Source organism: Methylobacterium mesophilicum (assembly GCF_036441335.1).
Classification (GTDB): Bacteria; Pseudomonadota; Alphaproteobacteria; order Rhizobiales; family Beijerinckiaceae; genus Methylobacterium; species Methylobacterium mesophilicum_B.
Genome location: NZ_MLBW01000034.1, coordinates 1310829 through 1330140, shown reverse-complemented (window position 1 = coordinate 1330140; position 19312 = coordinate 1310829). Strand labels below are relative to the sequence as shown.

The following is a 19312-nucleotide window of genomic DNA, read 5'->3' as shown; positions in this document are numbered from 1 at the left end:
ACCGGAGCCATCCCCGCCCGTGTCGCTCTCGATCGGAAAACGCATCCTTCTCGGCTTCTTCGCCATCACGGTCGTGGTGGTGGCGCTCGGCTTCTACGCGCTGGAGCAGATCGGCGCGGTGCGCGACACGACCGACGCGATCGTCCGGCGGGACATGACGATCCTGCGCCAGCTCGACGATCTCGGGAACGAGGCGCGCGACCTCGGCCTCCTGCGCCGCACCGCCGTGATCGCGATGCTGATGCGGGCCCAGGGGCGCACGAGCCAGGCCGGCGACACCCTGGCGGCCTGGCGCCAGACCGCGGCCCAGGTCGAGAACCGGCTCGCCACGACGATCCAGCTCGCCGGCGAGTACCGGACGCAGGTCGTGTCCGCCGAGCGCGTCGCGGCGTGGGACCGCATCGCCGCGGCGGCGACGGCGGTCCAGGGCTCGTTCCGCGAGGTCAGGGCGCAGGGCGAGGCGCAGTTCGCCGCCATCGCCCAGCAGGACGTCGCGGCGGTCGAGGCGCGCAACGCCGAGATCGCCCGCCTGCAGGCGCCCTTCCTCGAGGGGATCAAGACCCTCCGGTCGCAGCTCGACGGCGGCATGGCGCTGGGCCAGCGCGCCGCGCAGGAGGTCTACGAGCGCTCGCGCCTCTCGATCTACCTGACCCTGGCCGCCGCGGTGCTGCTGGCGATCCTGATCACGTGGCTGATCAGCCGCGCGGTGGTGCGGCCCCTCGAGACGGTCATGGCCTTCGTCGCCCGCGTCGGCGAGGGTGACCTGTCCGGTCAGCTGGCGGCGGGCGGGCGCGACGAGATCGGCCGTCTGAGCACGACTTTGAACACGATGGTGGCGGGTCTTTCGGACTTGGCGCGGACGAACCGCGCGGCGACGGCGGACCTGAACGCGGCCGCGGCCGAGATCCGGGCCTCGGCGCAGGAGCAGGCCGCCTCGGTCGAGCAGCAATTCGCCGCGGTGCAGGAGACGGCCGCCACGGTGGACGAGATCACCCACTCGGGGGCGCAGATCTCCAAGCGCGCCACCGAGGTGATCGCCACCGCCCAGGCGACCGCGCAGACCTCGCGCCAGGGTCTGCGCGCGGTGTCCGACACCGCCAAGGCCATGGACGCGATCCGCGAGCAGGCGGAGGCGGTGGCGGGCAACATCGTCAGCCTGTCGGAGAAGACCCAGACGATCGGCGACATCATCGAGACGGTCAACGACATCTCNCCCCGGGGGCGCCGTGGAGCGCCTCCTGCGCCTGCGGCGCGGCGCGCTGCCGGTCGCCATGGGCCGGACGATCGTGCGCCTCGGCGACGGGGACGCCGCGACGAGCCACCCGGTGACGGACCTCGCCGCGATCCTCGGTCAGGTCGCGGATCCGGCCGATCCCGCCACGCTGACCGCCGTGGTGCTGCGGACCGGCGGCGGCCGTCTGGTCCTGGCGGTCGACCGCCTGCACGACGTCCGCCCGTTCCTGGTCCTGCCCGCGCCGGATTTCGGCGCCGATCCGGGGCTGATCGCCGGCACGGCGGTGCTGCACGGGGACGTGCCGGTGCTCGTCCTCGACCCCGAGGGGCTCGCGGCGCGCGCCCTGGCCGGGATGTCGGGCGGTTCGCTCGGAACGATGGCGCCGGCGCCACGTTCGACGACTCACGCCTCGCCGGGCGCGTCCGCGCGCGCGACGATCCTGGTCGTCGACGATTCGATCACAACCCGGACTCTGGAGAAGGGAATCTTGGAAGCCGCCGGCTACCGCGTGGTCGTCTGCGTCGACGGGCAGGACGCCCTCGACCGGCTGCGCGCCGAGATCGAGCCCGTGAACCTCGTGCTCGCAGACGTGGAGATGCCGCGCCTCGACGGGTTCGGACTCCTCAAGGCGCTGCGGGCCGACGAGCGCTTCGCCCGGCTTCCGACGATCCTGATGACCTCACGCGGGGACGCCGCCGACGTCGCCCGGGGCCTGGATCTCGGCGCCGACGCCTACCTGACCAAGCAGAAGTTCGACCAGCGCCAGCTGCTGGATACGATCGGGCAGCTCCTATGACCCCCGTCCGTGTGATGCTCGTGGAGGACAGCCTCGTGGTGCGCGAGCTGCTGCGCCACATCGTCTCCCGCGATCCCCGCCTCGAAATCGTGGCCGCGGTCGCTTCCGGCGAGGAAGCCCTCGACAGGCTCCGGACCGTGCGGCCGGACGTGATCTCGATGGATATCCGCCTGCCGGGGATCGACGGCCTGGAGACGACCCGCCGGATCATGGCCGAGCACCCGACCCCGATCGTCGTGGTGGCGGATTCGGTCGAGGATTCCTCGCTGCGCATCTCGATGAACGCGCTGCGGGCCGGGGCCCTGTCGGTGGTCGAGAAGCCCGTGGCCACGACCCATGCCGGCTACGAGGGCGTCGCCGGCGAGATCTGCACGCAGCTGCGGATCATGGCCCAGGTGCCGGTCATCCGCCGCCGCCCGATCGGCACCGAGTGGGCCGGTCGCAGCGTCGCCGCACCCCAGGCGGCGCCCGCCGAACTGACCGGGCAGGCCCCGAGTCTCCTGGGCATCGCCGCCTCGACGGGCGGTCCCCCGGCGCTGGCGCGGGTGATCGGCGCCCTGCCCAAGGATTTCCCGCTGCCGGTGCTGGTCGTCCAGCACATGGGCGCGGCCTTCATGGACGGCTTCGCCAGCTGGCTCGACAGCGTCGTGACCCTCCCGGTCTCCCTCGCCCAGGACGGCGAGCGCGCCGAACCCGGTCGGGTCTACGTGGCCCCGGGTGATCGCCACCTGGAGATCGGTGCCGGCCGGATCCTGCGGGTAATCGATTCGGCGCCGGTCTCGGGCCAGCGCCCGGCCGCCACCGTGCTGTTCCGGTCCATGGCCCGCCAGTCCGGCGCGTCCGGCATCGGCGTGCTGCTGACCGGCATGGGCGAGGACGGGGCCCTCGGCCTCGCCGACATGCACAAGGCCGGCGCCCAGACCGTCGCCGAGCACGAGAGCACCGCCGTCGTCTACGGCATGCCGGCGGCGGCCGTGCGGCTCGGGGCCGCCCGCGCCGTCCTCCCCCTGGACCGCGTCGCCGACCACGTCCTGCGCTTGGTGGACGCGGGAGCGCGACCGTGAGCGAGGCCGGCACGGCGGAGGTGCCGGCCCGGATCCTGCTGGTCGAGGATTCGGAGACGCAGGCCCTGGAACTGCGCCTGCTGCTGGAGGCGCACGGCTTCGCGGTGGAGCGCTGCGCCTCTGCCGAGACCGCCCTCGATCATCTCAACCGCAGCCAGCCCGACCTCGTGGTGGCCGATTATCACCTTCCGGGCATGAACGGCGACGAGCTGATCCGGCAGATGCGCCTGTCGCTGCGCACCCGGGCCCTGCCCGTCCTGATGCTGACGGGGGGCAGCGGCGGCGAGCGCCAGGGTCTGGAGAGCGGCGCCGACGCCTACCTGCCGAAATCCGCCGACCGCGACCTGATGATCCTGCGCATCCGCGCCCTGCTGCGCGAGCGCCGGCCGACGACCGACGGCGAGGGGCCGGGCGCGGCCGCGTTCCGGCGCGGGCGAGTCCTGGTGATCGACGGCAGCGCGACCTACCGGACATTCCTGGCCGGCGTGATGGGCCAGGACGGACACCAGGTGGCGAGCGTCGACGGGCCGGAGGCGGCCCTGGCCGCCCTGGACGCGGCCGCCGGCGACGAGGCCTTCGACTGCGTGACCGTCGATCTCCTGGGCCACGCCTACGACGGCCTCGCCCTGTGCCGGGCGATCAGCCAGCGGCGCTCAGGCCAGGCGGCCGGCGCGGGCTTCCACCTCGTCGGCATCGCCGGCAGCGATCCGGCCAAGGACTTCCTGGTCGAGGCCTACGCGGCCGGCGCCGACGACGTCGTCTCGAAGACCGACGCCGAGGTGCTGGCGCTGCGGGTCCGCGGCTTCGTCCGGCGGCGGCTCCTGGAGGAGGACGACCGGCGCATCGCCGGCCAGTTCGGCGAGCGCGAGCGGGCGGTGGAGCGCGCCCGCGCGGAGGCCGAGGCGGCCGAGGCCCGGGCGCGCCTCGCCGATGCCCTGGAACGGGCCAACCGCGACCTCGCCGACGCCAACCGCCAGCTCACCGAGGCGCAGTCCAAGCTCGTCCAGGCCGCCAAGATGGCCTCGCTCGGCGAGCTGGTGGCCGGGATCGCCCACGAGATCAACAACCCGCTCGCCTTCATCCTGGCCCACCAGGGCACGGTCGAGCGCCTGCTCGGCGAGTTGCCGGACGCCGCCCCGGAGGCCGCCGCCCGCGCCATCGACAAGGCCCGGCAGCGGGTCGGCTCGATGCGCATGGGGCTGACCCGGATCCAGGATCTCGTCCTGAACCTCCGCAAGTTCTCGCGCCTGGACGAGGGTGAGCGCGCCCTGGTCAACGTGCCGGAGGCGATCGAGACGGTGCTCGCGCTGATCCAGCACAAGCTCGGCGAGCGCATCGCCGTGGAGCGCAGCTTCGCCGGCCGCGCCGAGATCCACTGCACCCCGGCGCTGCTCAACCAGGTGGTGATGAACATCCTGGGCAACGCCGCCGACGCCATGCCGGAGGGCGGCACCATCCGGATCATCACGCAGTCGAATCCCGAAATCGACGAGATTCGCATCAGCGATACGGGGCCAGGCATCCCGGATACGCTGCGGGAGAAGATCTTCGAGCCGTTCTTCACGACGAAGCCGGTCGGATCCGGTACGGGCCTGGGTCTTGCGATTGCCTACAGCGTCGTTCAAGCGCATAGCGGCTCGCTCACCGTGGAGACGGCCCCGGGTGGGGGAGCCTGCTTCGTTATCGGGATTCCGCGGCAGGCGGCCAGTGCATGAGTGACGGTACGGCAGGTGTAGGGACGATCCTGGCCGTCGACGACGAGCCGGACATCCTGATCGCCCTGGAGGACCTGTTCGAGGATTCCTATCGGGTTCTGACGACCTCGCGCCCGGCCGAGGCGCTGGAGATCCTGCGCGCCGAGCCCGACATCGCCGTGGTGCTCTCGGATCAGCGGATGCCGGGCCTCACCGGCGACGCGCTCCTCGCCGAGGCCCGCACCTTCCACGACGCGCAGGCGATCCTACTGACCGGCTACGCCGACATCACCGCGGTGATCGCCGCCCTCAACCGCGGCGGCATCGTCGGCTACGTGACCAAGCCCTGGGATGCCGGGCTGCTCCGCTCCACCGTCCGGCAGGCCTTCGAGCGCCACCGCCTCGGCCGGGACCTCGCCACCGAGCGGGCGCTGCTGCGCGGCCTCCTCGACCATGCCCAGGACGCGATCAGCTTCAAGGACGCGGACGGCCGGTTCGTGCGTCTGAACGGCCGCAAGGCCGCCCTCCTCGGCCACGACGTCGCCGCCAGCCTCGGGCGGCGCGAGGGCGATCTCCTCGGCCCGAAGGCGGAAGCGGTGACGGCGGCGGACGCGGCGGCGATCCGGTCCGGCGCCGTGGCCGAGAGCCTCATCAGCGACGGCCCGACCGGCGCCGAGCACTGGAGCCACGTGACGCGGGTGCCGATCCGCGACGCGGGCGGGGCGATCAGCCACCTCGCGACGATCGAGCGCGACGTGACCGAGCAGCGAACCCTCGAGGCGCGCCTGCGCCAGTCGGACAAGATGCAGGCGCTGGGCACCCTCGCGGGCGGCATCGCGCACGACTTCAACAACCTGCTGACCGCCATCCTCGGCAGCCTCGAACTCGCCGGCCCGAAGGTCGCCGACCAGCCGCGGGTCCAGCGCCTGATCGAGAACGCCCGGGGCGCCGCCGAGCGCGGGGCGTCCCTGACCAAGCGCCTCCTGAGCTTCAGCCGCGCCCACGACCTCCAGGCGCGCGCCGTTGACGTGAACACCCTGATCGCCGGGATGAGCGACCTGTTCGGCCGCAGCCTCGGCGGCCTCGTCACGGTCCGGACCGATCTCGCGGACGGTCTGCCGGCGGTCCAGGTCGATCCGGACCAGCTCGAACTCGCGGTGCTCAACCTCTGCATCAACGCCCGGGATGCCATGCCGGACGGGGGCGCGATCACGGTCGCGACGCGCCGGCTCGCGATCAGCGGCGACCCCGAGATCGCCGACGGCACCTATCTGGGCATCAGCGTCACCGACGAGGGCACCGGCATCCCGGAGGAGATCCTGCGCCGGGTCTGCGAGCCGTTCTTCACCACCAAGGCCGTCGGCCAGGGCACGGGGCTCGGCCTCGCCATGGTGTTCGGCCTCGCGCAGCAATCCAAGGGCCGGCTGGTGATCGACAGCGTGGTCGGCCGGGGCACCCGCGTGGAACTCGCCCTCCCCTTCGCCGATCAGGCGCCAGAACAGGCGCCCGAGGCTTCCGGTTCGGTCCCGGTCGCCGGGCGGCGGGCCCACGTCCTGATCGTCGACGACGATTCGCAGGTGCGCCACGTGACGGCCTCGTTCCTCACCGGCTTCGGTCACAGCACCACGGAGGCCAGCGACGGCGAGGCCGCGCTCCGGCTCCTCGCGGCGGACCGCTACGACATCGTCGTCGCTGACCTCGCCATGCCCGGCATGAGCGGCATCGAACTGGCCGCCGAGATCCGCGAGCGGGATCCGCGCCTGCCGGTGCTGATTCTCACCGGGCACGCCGAGGCGATGCAGATCCCCGAGGACCTGCCGGTGCTCACGAAGCCGTTCCGCTCAGCCGATCTCGCGGCCCGGGTCGCCTCACTGCTCGACGGCGGGGCCGGACCCGTCAGCTGACGGGGCTTGCAACGGGGCTTGCAACCGATCGATTGCCGGCTCATTCTCTGTCCGTGGGGCTCGGAGGCCCCGGGTTACGAAGAGGAGGTGGACCATGAGCAATCACGGCATCTTCCCGCGCCGCAGGCGTGACAACGACTTGGACCAGGACGGTCCACCGGACGAGTTCCGGCAGGGATAGGGGTTTTCGGAGCGCGGCGCGGTCGAGTTCCCGCCCTGTCTGAGACGGGCCGCGAGCGCGAGCTCCCGCGACGATCCGAGACGTGGACCCTGCTTCAGACCCGTCGGCGCGAGCCGGCGGGTTTTTTGTCATCCGCGCATCGTCGTCGCGCCCGCAGCGAAGTGGCCCGGCAACATGCGATGACTTCGATCGCTTCGCCGCGCCCGCGATGAGACGGGGGCGAAACGCGAGAAGCCGCCCCGGAGGATCCGGGACGGCTTCTCACAGACCCGACGCGTCGGGACGCTCCGTGCCCGATCAGGCGGCTTCGGCGACCTGGCTCGGACCGGAATCCTTGCCGCGGGCCTCGACGTCGCGGTCGACGAACTCGATCACCGCCAGCGGGGCGTTGTCGCCCTGGCGGAAGCCGGCCTTCATGATCCGGCAGTAGCCGCCCGGACGGCCCTTGTAGCGCGGGCCGAGCACGGTGAAGAGCTTCTTGACCATATCGGCGTCGCGCAGCTGCGCCATGGCGAGGCGGCGGGTGTGGACGCTGTCGATGCGGCCCAGCGTGATCAGCTTCTCGACGACCGGACGCAGGTCCTTCGCCTTCGGCAGGGTGGTGATGATCTGCTCGTGCTTGATCAGCGCGGCGGACATGTTGGCGAACATCGCCTTGCGATGCTCGGCGGTGCGGTTGAAACGGCGGCCGCGATAGGCGTGACGCATGGTGCTGGCTTCCTTCTCGTCTCGGCCGCCGTGCCACGGTACGGCCGGGTGCCCCATTGGGGCTGTTGCTCTCCGCTTGACCCCGCGGCGGGATTGGCTGGGACCTCGCGTCGGCTCGGCGAAGTCCCGGGTCTGAGCCGGCCAAACAAGCGGCGCCGTGTGGCGCCGCCCAGTTCAGCCCGAGGCGGCTTCGCCGCTCAGTAGTGCTCCTCGAAGCGCTTGGCGAGGTCCTCGATGTTCTCCGGCGGCCAGCCGGGGATGTCCATGCCGAGGTGCAGGCCCATACCGGCGAGCACTTCCTTGATCTCGTTGAGCGACTTGCGGCCGAAATTCGGGGTCCGCAGCATCTCGCCCTCGGACTTCTGGATCAGGTCGCCGATGTAGACGATGTTGTCGTTCTTCAGGCAGTTCGCCGAGCGGACCGACAGCTCCAGCTCGTCGACCTTCTTGAGCAGCGCCGGGTTGAAGGGCAGCTGCGGCGCGAGCGGCGCGGCCTCTTCCTTGCGCGGATCCTCGAAGTTCACGAAGACCTGCAGCTGGTCCTGGATGATGCGCGCCGCGTAGGCGAGCGCATCCTCCGGGGAGACCGCGCCGTTGGTCTCGACCGTCATGGTCAGCTTGTCCTTGTCGAGATCCTGGCCCTCGCGGGTGGTCTCGACGCGGTAGCTGACCTTGGTGACCGGCGAGAACAGCGAGTCGACCGGGATCAGGCCGATCGGCGCGTCCTCGGGGCGGTTGCGCTCGGCCGGGACGTAGCCCTTGCCGGTGGCGACCGTGAACTCCATGCGGATCTCGGCGCCGTCGTCGAGGGTGCAGATCACGAGGTCGGGGTTCAGGATCTGGATGTCGCCGACGGTGCCGATGTCACCGGCGGTGACGAGGCCCGGGCCGGTCTTGCGCAGGGTCATGCGCTTCGGCGCGTCCGTCTGCGAGCGGATCGCGATGGTCTTGATGTTGAGGACGATGTCGGTGACGTCCTCGCGCACGCCCGGGATCGACGAGAACTCGTGCAGCACGCCGTCGATCTGCACCGAGGTCACGGCCGCGCCCTGGAGCGACGACAGGAGCACGCGGCGCAGGGCGTTGCCCAGCGTCGTGCCGAAGCCGCGCTCAAGCGGCTCGGCGACGACCGTGGCGACCCGCTTGGGGTCGTCACCGGTCGTGACCTGCAGCTTGTTCGGCTTGATCAGTTCCTGCCAATTCTTCTGAATGACCACGATCCTACCTCTCGTCCTTGCCCGGGATCCGCGACGCCCGTCCCCGCGCTTCGGCCGTCCGGCGCAGCCCCCTGGCGCCCCGAACGGTCCCTGAAATCCGTATCCGCCGTTACTCGCCGCCGACCCACAGCACCGGCACGAAGCTGTAGCCAGCCCCGTCCCGATCCACGTAGCCGAGCGCCGGGAATTCGAGGTGGCCGCCGGCGATGAGCGTCCGCTCGCGCGCCACCTCGTCCAGGATCCGCTTGCGCGTCTCCCGCGCCTGGTCGCCGTCGACGTCGAAGCCGACGCCGGCCTCCGGGTTCTTGAACTGGATCGCCGGCAGGTGCACCACGTCGGTCCACATCAGCAGCGACTGTCCACCGGAGACGATGCGGAAACCACAATGGCCCGGCGTGTGGCCGGGCAGAGGGACCGCCGTGATCCCCGGGAGGACCTCGCCGCCCCGGTGCTCGCGCACCTTGCCGGCGTAGGGCGCCAGGGATTTGCGGGCGCCCTCGAAGTAGGGCTTCGCGGCCTCCGGCGCCTTGGCCAGGGCCTCGTCCGGGAGCCAGTGCGCCGCCTCGTCGGCGTGCAGCACGATCTCGGCGTTCGGGTAGCGCGCCGCGCCGTCCTTCACGAGACCGCCGACATGGTCGGGGTGCAGGTGGCTGACGAGCACCGTGCCGATGTCCTCGGGCTCGACGCCGGTGAGCGCGAGCGCCGCGCCGGCGCGACCCAGGGTCGGTGCCGGCGCGAGGTCGCCGTAGCCCGTGTCGATCAGGGTCGGCTTGAGGCCGGGACCCGTGATCAGGAAGGCGTTCAGCGTGATCTTCGGCTGCTCGGTGCGGAAGCCCGCGACCTGGAGCCGCCCGGCCTCCTCCTTGGAGATGCCCGTGACGAGATCGAGGCTGGCCTGAAACCAGCCGTCGTTGAGCGCGGTGACCGTGAGGTCCCCGAGGTTCCAACGCAGCACGCCCGGAAGCGGCTTCGATCCCGTCATGAGCTTCTCCGTCAAAAGGCTTCGCTGGTCTCGGATCAGACGCGGCGGCGCTTGCGCGGCCGGCAGCCGTTGTGCGGGATCGAGGTGACGTCGCGGATCGAGGTCACCGTGAAGCCCGCCGCCTGGAGGGCGCGCAGCGCCGACTCGCGGCCCGAACCCGGACCCGACACCTCGACCTCGAGGGTGCGCATGCCGTGCTCGGCCGCCTTGCGGCCGGCATCCTCGGCGGCGACCTGGGCGGCGTACGGGGTCGACTTGCGCGAGCCCTTGAAGCCCATCGCGCCGGCGGACGACCACGAGATCGTGTTGCCCTGCGCGTCCGTGATGGTGATCATCGTGTTGTTGAACGAGGCGTTCACGTGGGCGACGCCCGACACGATGTTCTTGCGCTCGCGGCGGCGGACGCGTTGCGGTTCCTTGGCCATTCTGGTCTCACTCTTCCTTCAGGCACGCCCGTAACACCAGGCGCTCGGGATTCTTCTTGGGACTTGGCCGGAGCACCCGTGTCGGGCGGTCGAGCCGGCGCCGGACCCGCTGCGGGACACTTGGCGCGACGGGAAGGAGGCCGAGCTGAGCACGGCCTCCCAGTTCCAAAAAATTACTTCTTCTTGCCGGCGATCGGCTTCGCCTTGCCCTTGCGGGTGCGGGCGTTGGTGTGGGTGCGCTGGCCGCGGACCGGCAGCTGCTTGCGGTGACGCAGGCCGCGGTAGGCGCCGAGATCCATCAGGCGCTTGATGTTCATGGAGACTTCGCGGCGCAGGTCACCCTCGACGAGGTAGTCCCGGTCGATCGTCTCGCGGATCGACAGAACCTCGGCGTCGGTCAGCTGGTTGACGCGACGCTCGGCGGGGATGTTCACCTTCTGGGTGATCTCCTCGGCCTTCTTGGCGCCGATGCCGTGAATGTACTGGAGCGCGATGACGACGCGCTTGTTGGTCGGGATGTTGACGCCTGCGATACGGGCCACGATCACTCTCCATGTGAGGCCCGGGGATCCGGGCCGGTGTCGCGCGCGTCCGGTGGAGGCCGGCCCCTGCGCACGTGAAACGACGACGCGGCCCGCGGGCGGCCCTGGACAGGGCACCTCGGACCATCGTTCGGTTGGACGAAGGAGGGCCTGCTAGCGCGCGGGCGGCCCGATGTCAACGACGGCTCGACCCGTCTCTGTCCCGCCCCGCGCCCGAAGCGGGCCTTACTGGAAACACCGAGGAGCGGAAATGGCAGTGGTGACGAGCGATGGCGCGACGCTGCGGTCCTTCGCCGATTCGGTGCTGCGCGCCGCGGAGGAGACTCTGGAGGAGGTCATGCCGGTGACGCTGGCCGTGATCGGCGGCGTCCTCGCCGAGGCGGAACCCGGTTCGGTCGCCCTCCAGGGCGCGGATGACGGGCCGCCCCTGCTCTGGGCGACCTTCGCCGGGCGCCGCATGGTGTTCCGTTACAACACGATGACGGCGATGATCGAACTGCGCGACGGCACCGCGGAGGGCTACCCGTTCCGCCTCTTCGGCCACCGGTCGCTGCAGATGGACATCGTCAACTTCTTCGGAAGCCTCCGCCGCGAAGGGCGGATCTGAGCGACGGTCCCGGGCGAAGTGCCGGTACCCGGGACCGTGCCGACCCGCGCGACGTCTCAGCGGAAGCCCTGGTTCCGCAGCCGGCAATACCCGCCCATGGACTGGTAGCCTGCCGGGCAGCGGCGGACGCAGGTCCCTGCCGCGTACTTGAGCGGCGGCCGGCAGGCGTGCCGGAATCGCTTCTGGCCGTACACGAAGGACTGCGCCGGGCTCTGCGCGAAGGCCGGCAGTGGCGGGACGGCCACCGCGAGCAGCAGGGACGCGGCGGCGAGAAGGCGGACGGTCATGGCGTCTCCGATCGTGGATCCGCCCCATAACCCGCCGAGATACCGCCGGGTTCACGGGCGCGCTTCACCAATCGGTCAACGCGCCGCGATCGCGTCAGGAGACGACGCGCTCCTCGTGCGGCTCCAGCACCGCCATCAGGTCGGCGGTGACCTTGTCGATCGGCTGCATGCCGTCGATGGTCTCCAGCATGCCCTTCTGCGCGTAGTAGGCCGAGAGGGGCGCGGTCTGGGCGCGGTAGGCCTCGAGCCGCTGCTTGAACACCTCGGGGGTGTCGTCCTTCCGCACGGCCTGGCCGCGGGCCAGGGTCTCGGCGGCACGCTTCTCGATGCGGCCGACCAGGGCGTTCTCGTCGACCTTCAGCTCGACGACCGCGGAGAGGCTCATCCCCTTGCCGGCGAGCATCTCGCCGAGGGCCTCGGCCTGCGCGACCGTGCGCGGGAAGCCGTCGAGGATGAAGCCGCGGCGGGCATCCGGCTCCTCGATCCGGTCGGCGACGATGCCAACCACGATCCGGTCGGAGACGAGGCCGCCGGATTCCATCACGGCCTTGGCCTCGAGGCCGACGGGCGTGCCGGCCGCCACTGCGGCGCGCAGCATGTCGCCGGTGGAGAGCTGCGGGATGCCGAAGCGCTGTACGATCCGCTCGGATTGCGTCCCCTTCCCCGCACCGGGCGGACCGAGCAGAATGATGCGCATGGCGTTGTCCTCGTTCGGCCCACTCTCTCAGTGGGCACAAGCCGTGGTGGCGAAGCCTCCCTGGCATCGCCGGGTTCGGGGTTTTCTAGCCGGTCCGGGCCGGTGAGGCATCCAGACCTTTGGGCCAGAGGCGGGCGTGTGCTTAGGGTCGGCCCGCCTCTGTAGCAGGCTCAGCGCCGCCGTTGCGTGGTCGAGGCGCCACGCAGCTTGGCCTTCTTCACCAGGCCCTCGTACTGATGGGCCATCAGGTGGCCGTGGATCTGCGCGACCGTATCCATCGTGACCGAGACCACGATCAGCAGGGAGGTTCCGCCGAAGCCGAGGCTGGCGGCCGCGTAGGACGACAGGATCTCCGGGCAGAGGCACACGAGGGTCAGGTACAGGGCGCCGATCACCGTGATGCGGGTCAGCACCTTGTCGATGAAGGCCGCGGTGCGCTCGCCCGGGCGGATTCCCGGGATGAAGCCGCCATGCTTCTTCAGGTTGTCGGCCGTCTCCTGCGGATTGAAGACCACCGCGGTGTAGAAGAACGTGAAGAAGATGATCAGCGCCGCGTACAGCACCATGAACAGCGGCGTGCCGTGGCCGAGATAGGCCGTGACCGTGCCGAGCCACCCGGTGGCGCCGCCGTTGGCCGAGAAGCTCGCGGCGGTCGCCGGCAGCAGCAGCAGCGACGAGGCGAAGATCGGCGGGATCACGCCCGAGGTGTTGAGCTTGAGCGGCAGGAACGAGGTCTGGCCCTCGTACATCCGGTTGCCGACCTGGCGCTTCGGGTAGTTGATCAGCAGCCGGCGCTGGGCTCGCTCCATGAACACGATGAAGTAGACGAGCGCCACGGCCGCGACGCCGACGCCCAGGATGATCGCCGGCGACAGGGCGCCGGTCCGGCCGAGCTCCAGCGCGCCCGCGATCGCCACCGGCAGGTGGGCCACGATGCCGGCGAAGATGATCAGCGACGAGCCGTTGCCGATGCCGCGCGAGGTGATCTGCTCGCCGAGCCACATCAGGAACAGGGTGCCGCCCGTGAGCGTGATCACCGTCGAGGCCAGGAAGAACGGGCCCGGGTCGATCGCGGCCGAGGAACTCTGCAGGCCGATGGCGATGCCCCAGGACTGGACCAGCGCCAGCACCACCGTGAGGTAGCGGGTGTACTGGTTGATGACCTTGCGGCCGGACTCGCCCTCCTTCTTCAGCGCTTCCAGGCTCGGGATCACCGAGGTCAGGAGCTGCACGATGATCGAGGCCGAGATGTAGGGCATGATGTTCAGGGCGAAGATCGCCATGCGCTCCACGGCGCCGCCCGAGAACATGTTGAACAGGCCGAGCACGCCGCCCGCCTGCTGCTGGAAGTTCCGGGCGAACTGCTCCGGGTCGATGCCGGGGATCGGGATGTACGTGCCCAGCCGGAACACCACGAGGGCGCCGAGAGTGAACCAGATGCGCTTCTTCAGCTCATCGGCCTTGGCGATCGCACCGAAATTGAGATTGGCGGCAAGCTGCTCGGCGGCTGAGGCCATAAGCGTCGCGTCCTGGAAGTGTCGCCGGGCGACCGGCACCCGGATGAAATGAAAACGGCGGCCCGCGTGGTCGCAGGGCCGCCGCTCGAAGGATCGGCTTAAAGGGTGCGCGGAGCCCGTGCAACGGGTCCCGCGGTCGCCCCGTCGCGTCCGTCAGGCCGTGGCCGCCTCGCTGCCGCCGCGGGTGGAGGCACCCTGGGCGTAGACGGTGCTGACCGAGCCGCCGGCCTTCTCGACCGCCTCGACGGCGGACTTGGAGGCGCGGGTGACCTCGAAGCTGAGCTTCGCGGTGAGCTCACCGACGCCGAGCAGCTTCACGCCGTCACGGGGACGGGCGATGATGCCGGCGGCGACGAGGCTCTCCACCGTGACGGTGGCGGCCTTGTCGAGCTTGCCCGCGTCGACGGCCTCCTGGATCCGGCCGAGGTTCACCTCGTTCAGGTCCTGGGCATAGAGGTTGTTAAAGCCGCGCTTCGGCAGGCGACGATGCAGCGGCATCTGACCGCCCTCGAAGCCCTTGATGGACACGCCGGTCCGGGCCTTCTGACCCTTCACGCCGCGGCCCGCGGTCTTGCCCTTGCCGGAGCCGATGCCCCGACCCACGCGCATCCGGTTCTTGGTTGCGCCGGGGTTGTCGCTGATCTCGTTGAGCTTCATCGGGACCTCCTCACGCCACGTCGCCGTGGACGCGCACGAGGTGCGCAACCTTGCGGATCATGCCGCGCACGGAGGGGGTATCCTCCAGCTCGGACACGCGGTGGAGCTTGTTGAGCTTGAGGCCGATCAGCGTCTGGCGCTGGCTGGCCTCGCGGCGGATCGGCGAGCCGATCTGCTCGATGCGGACGGTCTTCTGTGCCATCGGACCCTCCCTCACGCGACCGCGGCTTCGGACTGGTCGGCCGGATCGGCATCGCGGCGACGCGACTGGAGCGTCGACACCTTGATGCCGCGGCGGGCCGCCACGGAGCGCGGGCTGTCCTCGTTCTTGAGCGCCTCGAAGGTGGCGCGCACGAGGTTGTAGGGGTTCGACGAACCCAGCGACTTGGCGACCACGTCCTGCATGCCGAGCGTCTCGAACACGGCGCGCATCGGGCCGCCGGCGATGATGCCGGTGCCCTGCGGGGCCGCGCGGAGGATCACCTTGCCGGCGCCGTGGCGGCCGTTGACGTCGTGGTGCAGGGTCCGGCCCTCGCGGAGCGAGACGCGGATCAGGCCGCGCTTGGCCGCCTCGGTCGCCTTGCGGATGGCCTCCGGCACCTCGCGGGCCTTGCCGTGGCCGAAGCCGACGCGGCCCTTCTGGTCGCCGACGACGACGAGGGCCGCGAAGCCGAAGCGACGGCCGCCCTTCACCACCTTGGCGACGCGGTTGATGTGGACGAGCTTGTCCACGAACTCGCTGTCGCGCTCCTCGCGATCCTCGCGGCGGCCGCGGCCCCCGCCTTCACGTTCACGTGCCATGTTGTCTACCTGTCCATCTCACTGACGCGGCCGGCGGGGCCGCTCGCTCGATCGGGTTTCGGATCTGCCGGGCGGAGAGGATCCGCCCGGCCCGCCGTCGTGACTCAGAACTCCAGGCCGCCCTCGCGGGCGGCCTCGGCCACGGCCTTGACGCGGCCGTGGTAGATGTAGCCGGAGCGGTCGAAGATCACCTTCGTGACGCCCGCGGCCTTGGCGCGCTCGGCGACAAGCTTGCCCACCGCGGTCGCGGCGGCGACGTCGGCGCCGGTCTTGAGTTCGCCCTTGAGAGCCTTGTCGATCGACGAGGCCGAGGCCAGCGTCTTGCCGGCGACGTCGTCGATGACCTGCACGTAGATCTGCTTCGACGAGCGGAACACCGAGAGCCGCGGGCGGCCGTTGGCGGCGGCCCGCAGCGCGCGGCGGACGCGCGCCTTGCGGCGATCGAGGGCTTCGAGCTTGCGAGACATGATGCCCTCCTTACTTCTTCTTGCCTTCCTTGCGGAAGATGAACTCGCCCGCGTACTTCACGCCCTTGCCCTTGTAGGGCTCGGGTCCGCGGTATTCGCGGATCTCGGCGGCGACCTGACCGACCTGCTGGCGGTTGATCCCGGAGATCGTGATCTCGGTGGGCTTCGGGGTTGCGATCGTGATCCCCGCGGGGATCGCGTACTCGATGTCGTGGCTGTAGCCGAGCGACAGCTTGAGCGCCTTGCCGGCCATCGCGGCGCGGTAGCCGACGCCGGTGATCTCGAGCTTCTTCTCGAAGCCCTTCGACACACCCTCGACGATGTTGGCGATCTGCGCCCGCGACGTGCCCCACAGGGAGCGCGCCGGCTTGGACTGGTTGACGGGCTGCACCTCGATGGCGCCGTCCTTCATCGCCACGTTGACGAGGGCGGGAACGACGAACGACAGCTCGCCCTTCGATCCCTTCATCTTCACCGTCTGACCGGTGACCGTGGCGGTAACGCCGGCCGGCACGGGGACCGGCTTCTTGCCTACGCGAGACATGGGATAACCTCCTCCGTCCCGATCAGAACACGGTGCAGAGCACTTCACCGCCGACGTTGCGCTCGCGCGCCTCGTGGTCGGCCATGACGCCCTGCGGGGTGGAGACGATGGTGACGCCGAGGCCGTCGGCCACGTGCGGCAGCTCACCGACCGACGAGTAGACCCGGCGGCCCGGCTTCGACACGCGCTTGATCTCGCGGATCACGGGGCGCCCGTCATAGTACTTGAGCTCGATGGCGAACTCGGTGCGGCCGTTGCCGAGGTCGGTCGCCGCGTAGTCGCGGATGTAGCCCTCGGACTTCAGCACGTCGAGGACGCTGGCGCGCAGGCGCGAGCCGGGCGTCTGGACGACGTTGCGACGGCGCAGCTGGCCGTTGCGGATGCGGGTGAGCATGTCGCCCACGGGATCGTTGACCATGGGGACCTCCTTACCAGCTCGACTTGACCAGGCCGGGGATCAGGCCCCGGTTGCCAAGCTCGCGCAGCGCCACGCGCGAGATGCCCATCTTGCGGTAGTAGGCGCGCGGACGGCCGGTCATGCCGCAACGGTTGCGGATGCGGGTGGCCGACGAGTTGCGCGGCAGTTCCGCGAGCTTGAGGCGCGCCTCGAAGCGCTCCTCCATCTCGAGGGCGTCGTTGTTGGCGATCTCGAGGAGCGCCTTCCGCTTGGCCGCGAAGCGCTTCACCAGCGCCTTGCGGGCCTCATTCTTCTCGACTGAGCTTTTCTTCGACATGTCGTCTATCTCCGGTGTCCGCGTCTGAGACCCGAGGGCCTCACTGCCGGAACGGGAACTTGAAGGCGGCGAGCAGCGCCTTGGCCTCGGCATCGGTCTTGGCGGTGGTCGCCACGACGATGTCCATGCCCCACATCTGCTCGGCCTTGTCGTAGGAGATCTCCGGGAACACGAGGTGCTCCTTGAGACCCAGGGCGTAGTTGCCGCGGCCGTCGAACGAGCGCGGGTTCAGGCCGCGGAAGTCACGCACGCGCGGCAGCGCGATGGTGATCAGCCGGTCCATGAACTCGTACATGCGCTGCTTGCGCAGGGTCACCTTGCAGCCGATCGGCATGCCCTCGCGGACCTTGAAGGTCGCGATGGCCTTGCGGGCCTTGGTGATGACCGGCTTCTGGCCGGCGATCAGGGCGAGGTCGCCCGCCGCCACCGAGGCCTTCTTCGAGTCCGCGGTGGACTCGCCGACACCCATGTTGATCACGATCTTCGTGATCTGCGGCACTTCCATGGGGTTCTTGTAGCCGAACTCTTCGATCAGCTTCTGGCGAACCACCTCGTCGTAGTGCTTGCGCAGGCGCGGGGTGTAGGCGTTCTTGTCGGCCTCAGCCATCGATCTGATCCCCCGTGGTCTTGGCGAACCGGACCTTGCGCCCGTCTTCGAGGATGCGGAAACCCACGCGGGTCGGCTTGCCGTTGGCGTCCGCGACCGCGATGTTCGAGAGCTGGATGGCGGCCTCCTTGGAGATGATGCCGCCTTCCTGGTTCTGGGTCTGCTTCTGGTGCTTCTTCACCAGGTTGATGCCGCGCACGAAGGCCCGGCCTTCCTTCGGCAGAACCTGGATCACCTCGCCCGACCGGCCCGAGTCGCGGCCGGTGAGCACGACGACCTTGTCGCCCTTCTTGATCTTGGCGGCCATCACAGCACCTCCGGAGCCAGGGAGATGATCTTCATGTGGTTGCGGGCGCGGAGTTCGCGCGGCACCGGTCCGAAGATACGGGTGCCGATCGGCTCCTTCTGATTGTTGATCAGGACCGCGGCGTTCTTGTCGAAGCGGATCACCGAACCGTCGGCGCGCTTCACGTCCTTGGCCGTGCGGACGACGACCGCCTTCATGACGTCGCCCTTCTTGACGCGACCGCGCGGGATCGCCTCCTTGACGGAGACGACGATCACGTCGCCCACGCCGGCATACTTGCGCTTCGACCCGCCGAGAACCTTGATGCACATCACACGGCGTGCACCCGAGTTGTCGGCAACGTCCAGATTCGTCTGCATCTGGATCACGTGCGTGACTCCTTGTTTCAGGCGGGTTTCCGCACGCGGACGGTATTGCCCGGCGGACGACGCCTGATGGGGACCTGACGCCCCCGGCTCATGTGTTCGACCGCGCTGACGGTGTTTGAGACACCGGCGCGGTCACCGCGTTCACGGGGTGCGAGCACCCATCGGAAATGTCGCGAAGGCCGGGCGCATACTACGGGCAGCCGGTGATGGCAAGCGGAGCCGCGGGAAATCGTCGCCGCCGCATAGGGGGGGCGATCCGGTTTCGGGGCTCGCCGGCGGGGCCGCGCGCGGCGTCATCGCGGCGTCGGCCGGTTCGGCGGTGCGGCCGCGGACGGCCGGCCCCGACGTGCGACGACCGGCACGCCTGTCGGCGCACCGGTCGGTGGTCGTGCAGCGATCGGGATCGATCAGATCGGCTGGCCGGCCGTCTCGAACAGGAAGCCGTCGAGGCTCGGGATGGTCACCGAAGCCCCGCTCGCGGGCTTCGACAGGCGCCAGGGTCGCTCCGACCGGGCGCGAATCGCCTCTGACGGTCGGAGCCGGCGCATCAGGCCGTCCTCGCCCACCTCCTCGATCGCCAGGAAGCCGTAGACCTGCAGCCGCGAGGCGGTGAGCTTGAGCCCGCGATCCTCCGCGGCGACGACCATGCTGCCGGTGGTGTAGACCGCGTCCAGCAGGGAGCGCTGCTCGCTGCGACGCCGGTTGCGCGCCTCCCTCTCGCCGGGGGGCTGGGGGGGGATCGGCCGCCGGAACGGAACGACGTTGCTGACCGCGACGCAACCCATACGCAACACCCTCGACGCGAACCTGCGGCGGCGACCTGGCCGCCCGATGAGCGCGACATTTCGATGGATCGCTTTAATTCTCCGTAGACCGTGCCGGCGCGCGCCTGCCCCGATCCGGTACGCCTTGCACGTGTGCTCGGGTGAAACGGTCGTGTCGCGCGGGCGGGCCTGGGCACATCGGACCCCG

General features: G+C 70.2%; 23 protein-coding genes and 2 pseudogenes. 6 read left to right on the top strand and 19 right to left on the bottom strand.

The genetic code is table 11. From position 1 onward, the window contains the following. Positions 1-19 precede the first annotated feature (19 nt). The 5 genes and pseudogenes from MMR14E_RS27140 to MMR14E_RS27120 form a co-directional block, all read left to right on the top strand. Positions 20-1276, top strand: a pseudogene (locus MMR14E_RS27140) (methyl-accepting chemotaxis protein); the annotation flags it as partial. Then, positions 1215-2030: pseudogene (locus MMR14E_RS27135) on the top strand (response regulator); the annotation flags it as partial. The pseudogenes MMR14E_RS27140 and MMR14E_RS27135, both read left to right, overlap by 62 nt. Next, the gene (gene cheB / locus MMR14E_RS27130; protein ID WP_331318675.1) at positions 2027-3094 is read left to right on the top strand and encodes a chemotaxis-specific protein-glutamate methyltransferase CheB; all 1068 of its coding nucleotides are present in this window, start codon (positions 2027-2029) and stop codon (positions 3092-3094) included. The pseudogene MMR14E_RS27135 and the gene cheB, both read left to right, overlap by 4 nt. Continuing rightward, positions 3091-4809 (top strand): response regulator, encoded by a 1719-nt coding sequence (locus MMR14E_RS27125; RefSeq protein ID WP_331318541.1) that lies wholly within the window; start codon positions 3091-3093, stop codon positions 4807-4809. The genes cheB and MMR14E_RS27125 overlap by 4 nt, the downstream gene beginning before the upstream one ends. After that, a complete protein-coding gene (locus MMR14E_RS27120; RefSeq protein ID WP_331318539.1) occupies positions 4806-6692 on the top strand; it encodes a response regulator in 1887 nt (628 codons plus the stop codon). Before MMR14E_RS27125 ends, MMR14E_RS27120 begins: the two co-directional genes overlap by 4 nt. 478 nt (positions 6693-7170) lie before the next feature. Here MMR14E_RS27120 and rplQ read toward each other — a convergent pair whose 3' ends face one another. The 5 genes from rplQ to rpsM form a co-directional block, all read right to left on the bottom strand. Continuing rightward, on the bottom strand, positions 7171-7581 hold the full coding sequence (rplQ, locus tag MMR14E_RS27115) for a 50S ribosomal protein L17 (protein ID WP_331318537.1): 411 nt from the start codon (positions 7579-7581) through the stop codon (positions 7171-7173). A 197-nt stretch (positions 7582-7778) separates the two neighbouring features. Beyond that, entirely contained in the window at positions 7779-8798 is a 1020-nt protein-coding gene (locus MMR14E_RS27110) for a DNA-directed RNA polymerase subunit alpha (protein WP_010686165.1), read from the bottom strand. 109 nt (positions 8799-8907) lie between these two features. Continuing rightward, positions 8908-9780 (bottom strand): MBL fold metallo-hydrolase, encoded by an 873-nt coding sequence (locus MMR14E_RS27105; RefSeq protein ID WP_331318536.1) that lies wholly within the window; start codon positions 9778-9780, stop codon positions 8908-8910. A 35-nt stretch (positions 9781-9815) separates the two neighbouring features. Next, positions 9816-10205, bottom strand: a complete 390-nt coding sequence (gene rpsK, locus MMR14E_RS27100; protein WP_010686167.1) for a 30S ribosomal protein S11 — start codon at positions 10203-10205, stop codon at positions 9816-9818. A 173-nt stretch (positions 10206-10378) separates the two neighbouring features. Further along, complete coding sequence (rpsM, locus tag MMR14E_RS27095; RefSeq protein WP_010686168.1) at positions 10379-10747, bottom strand: 30S ribosomal protein S13; 369 nt, start codon at positions 10745-10747, stop codon at positions 10379-10381. Positions 10748-10997: 250 nt separating this feature from the next. Between rpsM and MMR14E_RS27090 the strand changes: the two genes are divergently transcribed. Further along, positions 10998-11354, top strand: a complete 357-nt coding sequence (locus tag MMR14E_RS27090; protein WP_331318535.1) for a hypothetical protein — start codon at positions 10998-11000, stop codon at positions 11352-11354. A 56-nt stretch (positions 11355-11410) separates the two neighbouring features. On the opposite strand, the gene MMR14E_RS27085 is transcribed toward MMR14E_RS27090, so the two are convergent. From MMR14E_RS27085 to MMR14E_RS27020, 14 genes are all read right to left on the bottom strand, one after another. Continuing rightward, entirely contained in the window at positions 11411-11641 is a 231-nt protein-coding gene (locus MMR14E_RS27085) for a hypothetical protein (RefSeq protein ID WP_331318534.1), read from the bottom strand. A 94-nt stretch (positions 11642-11735) separates the two neighbouring features. After that, complete coding sequence (locus tag MMR14E_RS27080) at positions 11736-12338, bottom strand: adenylate kinase (protein WP_331318533.1); 603 nt, start codon at positions 12336-12338, stop codon at positions 11736-11738. A 170-nt stretch (positions 12339-12508) separates the two neighbouring features. Beyond that, on the bottom strand, positions 12509-13855 hold the full coding sequence (gene secY, locus MMR14E_RS27075; RefSeq protein ID WP_210034108.1) for a preprotein translocase subunit SecY: 1347 nt from the start codon (positions 13853-13855) through the stop codon (positions 12509-12511). A 153-nt stretch (positions 13856-14008) separates the two neighbouring features. After that, on the bottom strand, positions 14009-14512 hold the full coding sequence (gene rplO, locus MMR14E_RS27070; protein ID WP_020096281.1) for a 50S ribosomal protein L15: 504 nt from the start codon (positions 14510-14512) through the stop codon (positions 14009-14011). Between the two features lie 10 nt (positions 14513-14522). After that, positions 14523-14714, bottom strand: coding sequence for a 50S ribosomal protein L30 (gene rpmD, locus MMR14E_RS27065; protein ID WP_020096280.1), 192 nt, complete (start codon positions 14712-14714; stop codon positions 14523-14525). 11 nt (positions 14715-14725) lie between these two features. Then, positions 14726-15313 carry a 30S ribosomal protein S5 gene (gene rpsE / locus MMR14E_RS27060; RefSeq protein ID WP_012319173.1) on the bottom strand — a complete coding sequence of 196 codons (588 nt, stop codon included), beginning with the start codon at positions 15311-15313 and terminating at the stop codon, positions 14726-14728. 104 nt (positions 15314-15417) lie between these two features. After that, on the bottom strand, positions 15418-15780 hold the full coding sequence (rplR, locus tag MMR14E_RS27055; RefSeq protein ID WP_012319174.1) for a 50S ribosomal protein L18: 363 nt from the start codon (positions 15778-15780) through the stop codon (positions 15418-15420). A 10-nt stretch (positions 15781-15790) separates the two neighbouring features. Beyond that, complete coding sequence (gene rplF / locus MMR14E_RS27050) at positions 15791-16324, bottom strand: 50S ribosomal protein L6 (protein ID WP_331318532.1); 534 nt, start codon at positions 16322-16324, stop codon at positions 15791-15793. A 22-nt stretch (positions 16325-16346) separates the two neighbouring features. After that, the gene (gene rpsH / locus MMR14E_RS27045) at positions 16347-16742 is read right to left on the bottom strand and encodes a 30S ribosomal protein S8 (RefSeq protein WP_010686178.1); all 396 of its coding nucleotides are present in this window, start codon (positions 16740-16742) and stop codon (positions 16347-16349) included. A gap of 10 nt (positions 16743-16752) precedes the next feature. Next, entirely contained in the window at positions 16753-17058 is a 306-nt protein-coding gene (rpsN, locus tag MMR14E_RS27040) for a 30S ribosomal protein S14 (RefSeq protein WP_010686179.1), read from the bottom strand. A gap of 40 nt (positions 17059-17098) precedes the next feature. Continuing rightward, positions 17099-17665, bottom strand: a complete 567-nt coding sequence (gene rplE / locus MMR14E_RS27035; RefSeq protein ID WP_020096277.1) for a 50S ribosomal protein L5 — start codon at positions 17663-17665, stop codon at positions 17099-17101. Next, positions 17658-17972 carry a 50S ribosomal protein L24 gene (rplX, locus tag MMR14E_RS27030; protein WP_012319178.1) on the bottom strand — a complete coding sequence of 105 codons (315 nt, stop codon included), beginning with the start codon at positions 17970-17972 and terminating at the stop codon, positions 17658-17660. The genes rplE and rplX overlap by 8 nt, the downstream gene beginning before the upstream one ends. Next, positions 17972-18340 carry a 50S ribosomal protein L14 gene (gene rplN, locus MMR14E_RS27025; protein ID WP_010686182.1) on the bottom strand — a complete coding sequence of 123 codons (369 nt, stop codon included), beginning with the start codon at positions 18338-18340 and terminating at the stop codon, positions 17972-17974. Before rplN ends, rplX begins: the two co-directional genes overlap by 1 nt. 407 nt (positions 18341-18747) lie before the next feature. Next, complete coding sequence (locus MMR14E_RS27020; RefSeq protein ID WP_331318531.1) at positions 18748-19125, bottom strand: hypothetical protein; 378 nt, start codon at positions 19123-19125, stop codon at positions 18748-18750. Between the last annotated feature and the right edge of the window lie 187 nt (positions 19126-19312).

Coding starts and splice junctions, on each gene's coding strand:
- cheB (WP_331318675.1), top strand. CDS start 2,027: ATGACCCCCGTCCGTGTGATGCTCGTGGAGGACAGCCTCGTGGTGCGC.
- MMR14E_RS27120 (WP_331318539.1), top strand. CDS start 4,806: ATGAGTGACGGTACGGCAGGTGTAGGGACGATCCTGGCCGTCGACGAC.
- rplQ (WP_331318537.1), bottom strand. CDS start 7,581: ATGCGTCACGCCTATCGCGGCCGCCGTTTCAACCGCACCGCCGAGCAT.
- MMR14E_RS27105 (WP_331318536.1), bottom strand. CDS start 9,780: ATGACGGGATCGAAGCCGCTTCCGGGCGTGCTGCGTTGGAACCTCGGG.
- rpsK (WP_010686167.1), bottom strand. CDS start 10,205: ATGGCCAAGGAACCGCAACGCGTCCGCCGCCGCGAGCGCAAGAACATC.
- MMR14E_RS27090 (WP_331318535.1), top strand. CDS start 10,998: ATGGCAGTGGTGACGAGCGATGGCGCGACGCTGCGGTCCTTCGCCGAT.
- MMR14E_RS27085 (WP_331318534.1), bottom strand. CDS start 11,641: ATGACCGTCCGCCTTCTCGCCGCCGCGTCCCTGCTGCTCGCGGTGGCC.
- MMR14E_RS27080 (WP_331318533.1), bottom strand. CDS start 12,338: ATGCGCATCATTCTGCTCGGTCCGCCCGGTGCGGGGAAGGGGACGCAA.
- secY (WP_210034108.1), bottom strand. CDS start 13,855: ATGGCCTCAGCCGCCGAGCAGCTTGCCGCCAATCTCAATTTCGGTGCG.
- rplO (WP_020096281.1), bottom strand. CDS start 14,512: ATGAAGCTCAACGAGATCAGCGACAACCCCGGCGCAACCAAGAACCGG.
- rpmD (WP_020096280.1), bottom strand. CDS start 14,714: ATGGCACAGAAGACCGTCCGCATCGAGCAGATCGGCTCGCCGATCCGC.
- rpsE (WP_012319173.1), bottom strand. CDS start 15,313: ATGGCACGTGAACGTGAAGGCGGGGGCCGCGGCCGCCGCGAGGATCGC.
- rplR (WP_012319174.1), bottom strand. CDS start 15,780: ATGTCTCGCAAGCTCGAAGCCCTCGATCGCCGCAAGGCGCGCGTCCGC.
- rplF (WP_331318532.1), bottom strand. CDS start 16,324: ATGTCTCGCGTAGGCAAGAAGCCGGTCCCCGTGCCGGCCGGCGTTACC.
- rpsH (WP_010686178.1), bottom strand. CDS start 16,742: ATGGTCAACGATCCCGTGGGCGACATGCTCACCCGCATCCGCAACGGC.
- rpsN (WP_010686179.1), bottom strand. CDS start 17,058: ATGTCGAAGAAAAGCTCAGTCGAGAAGAATGAGGCCCGCAAGGCGCTG.
- rplE (WP_020096277.1), bottom strand. CDS start 17,665: ATGGCTGAGGCCGACAAGAACGCCTACACCCCGCGCCTGCGCAAGCAC.
- rplX (WP_012319178.1), bottom strand. CDS start 17,972: ATGGCCGCCAAGATCAAGAAGGGCGACAAGGTCGTCGTGCTCACCGGC.
- MMR14E_RS27020 (WP_331318531.1), bottom strand. CDS start 19,125: ATGGGTTGCGTCGCGGTCAGCAACGTCGTTCCGTTCCGGCGGCCGATC.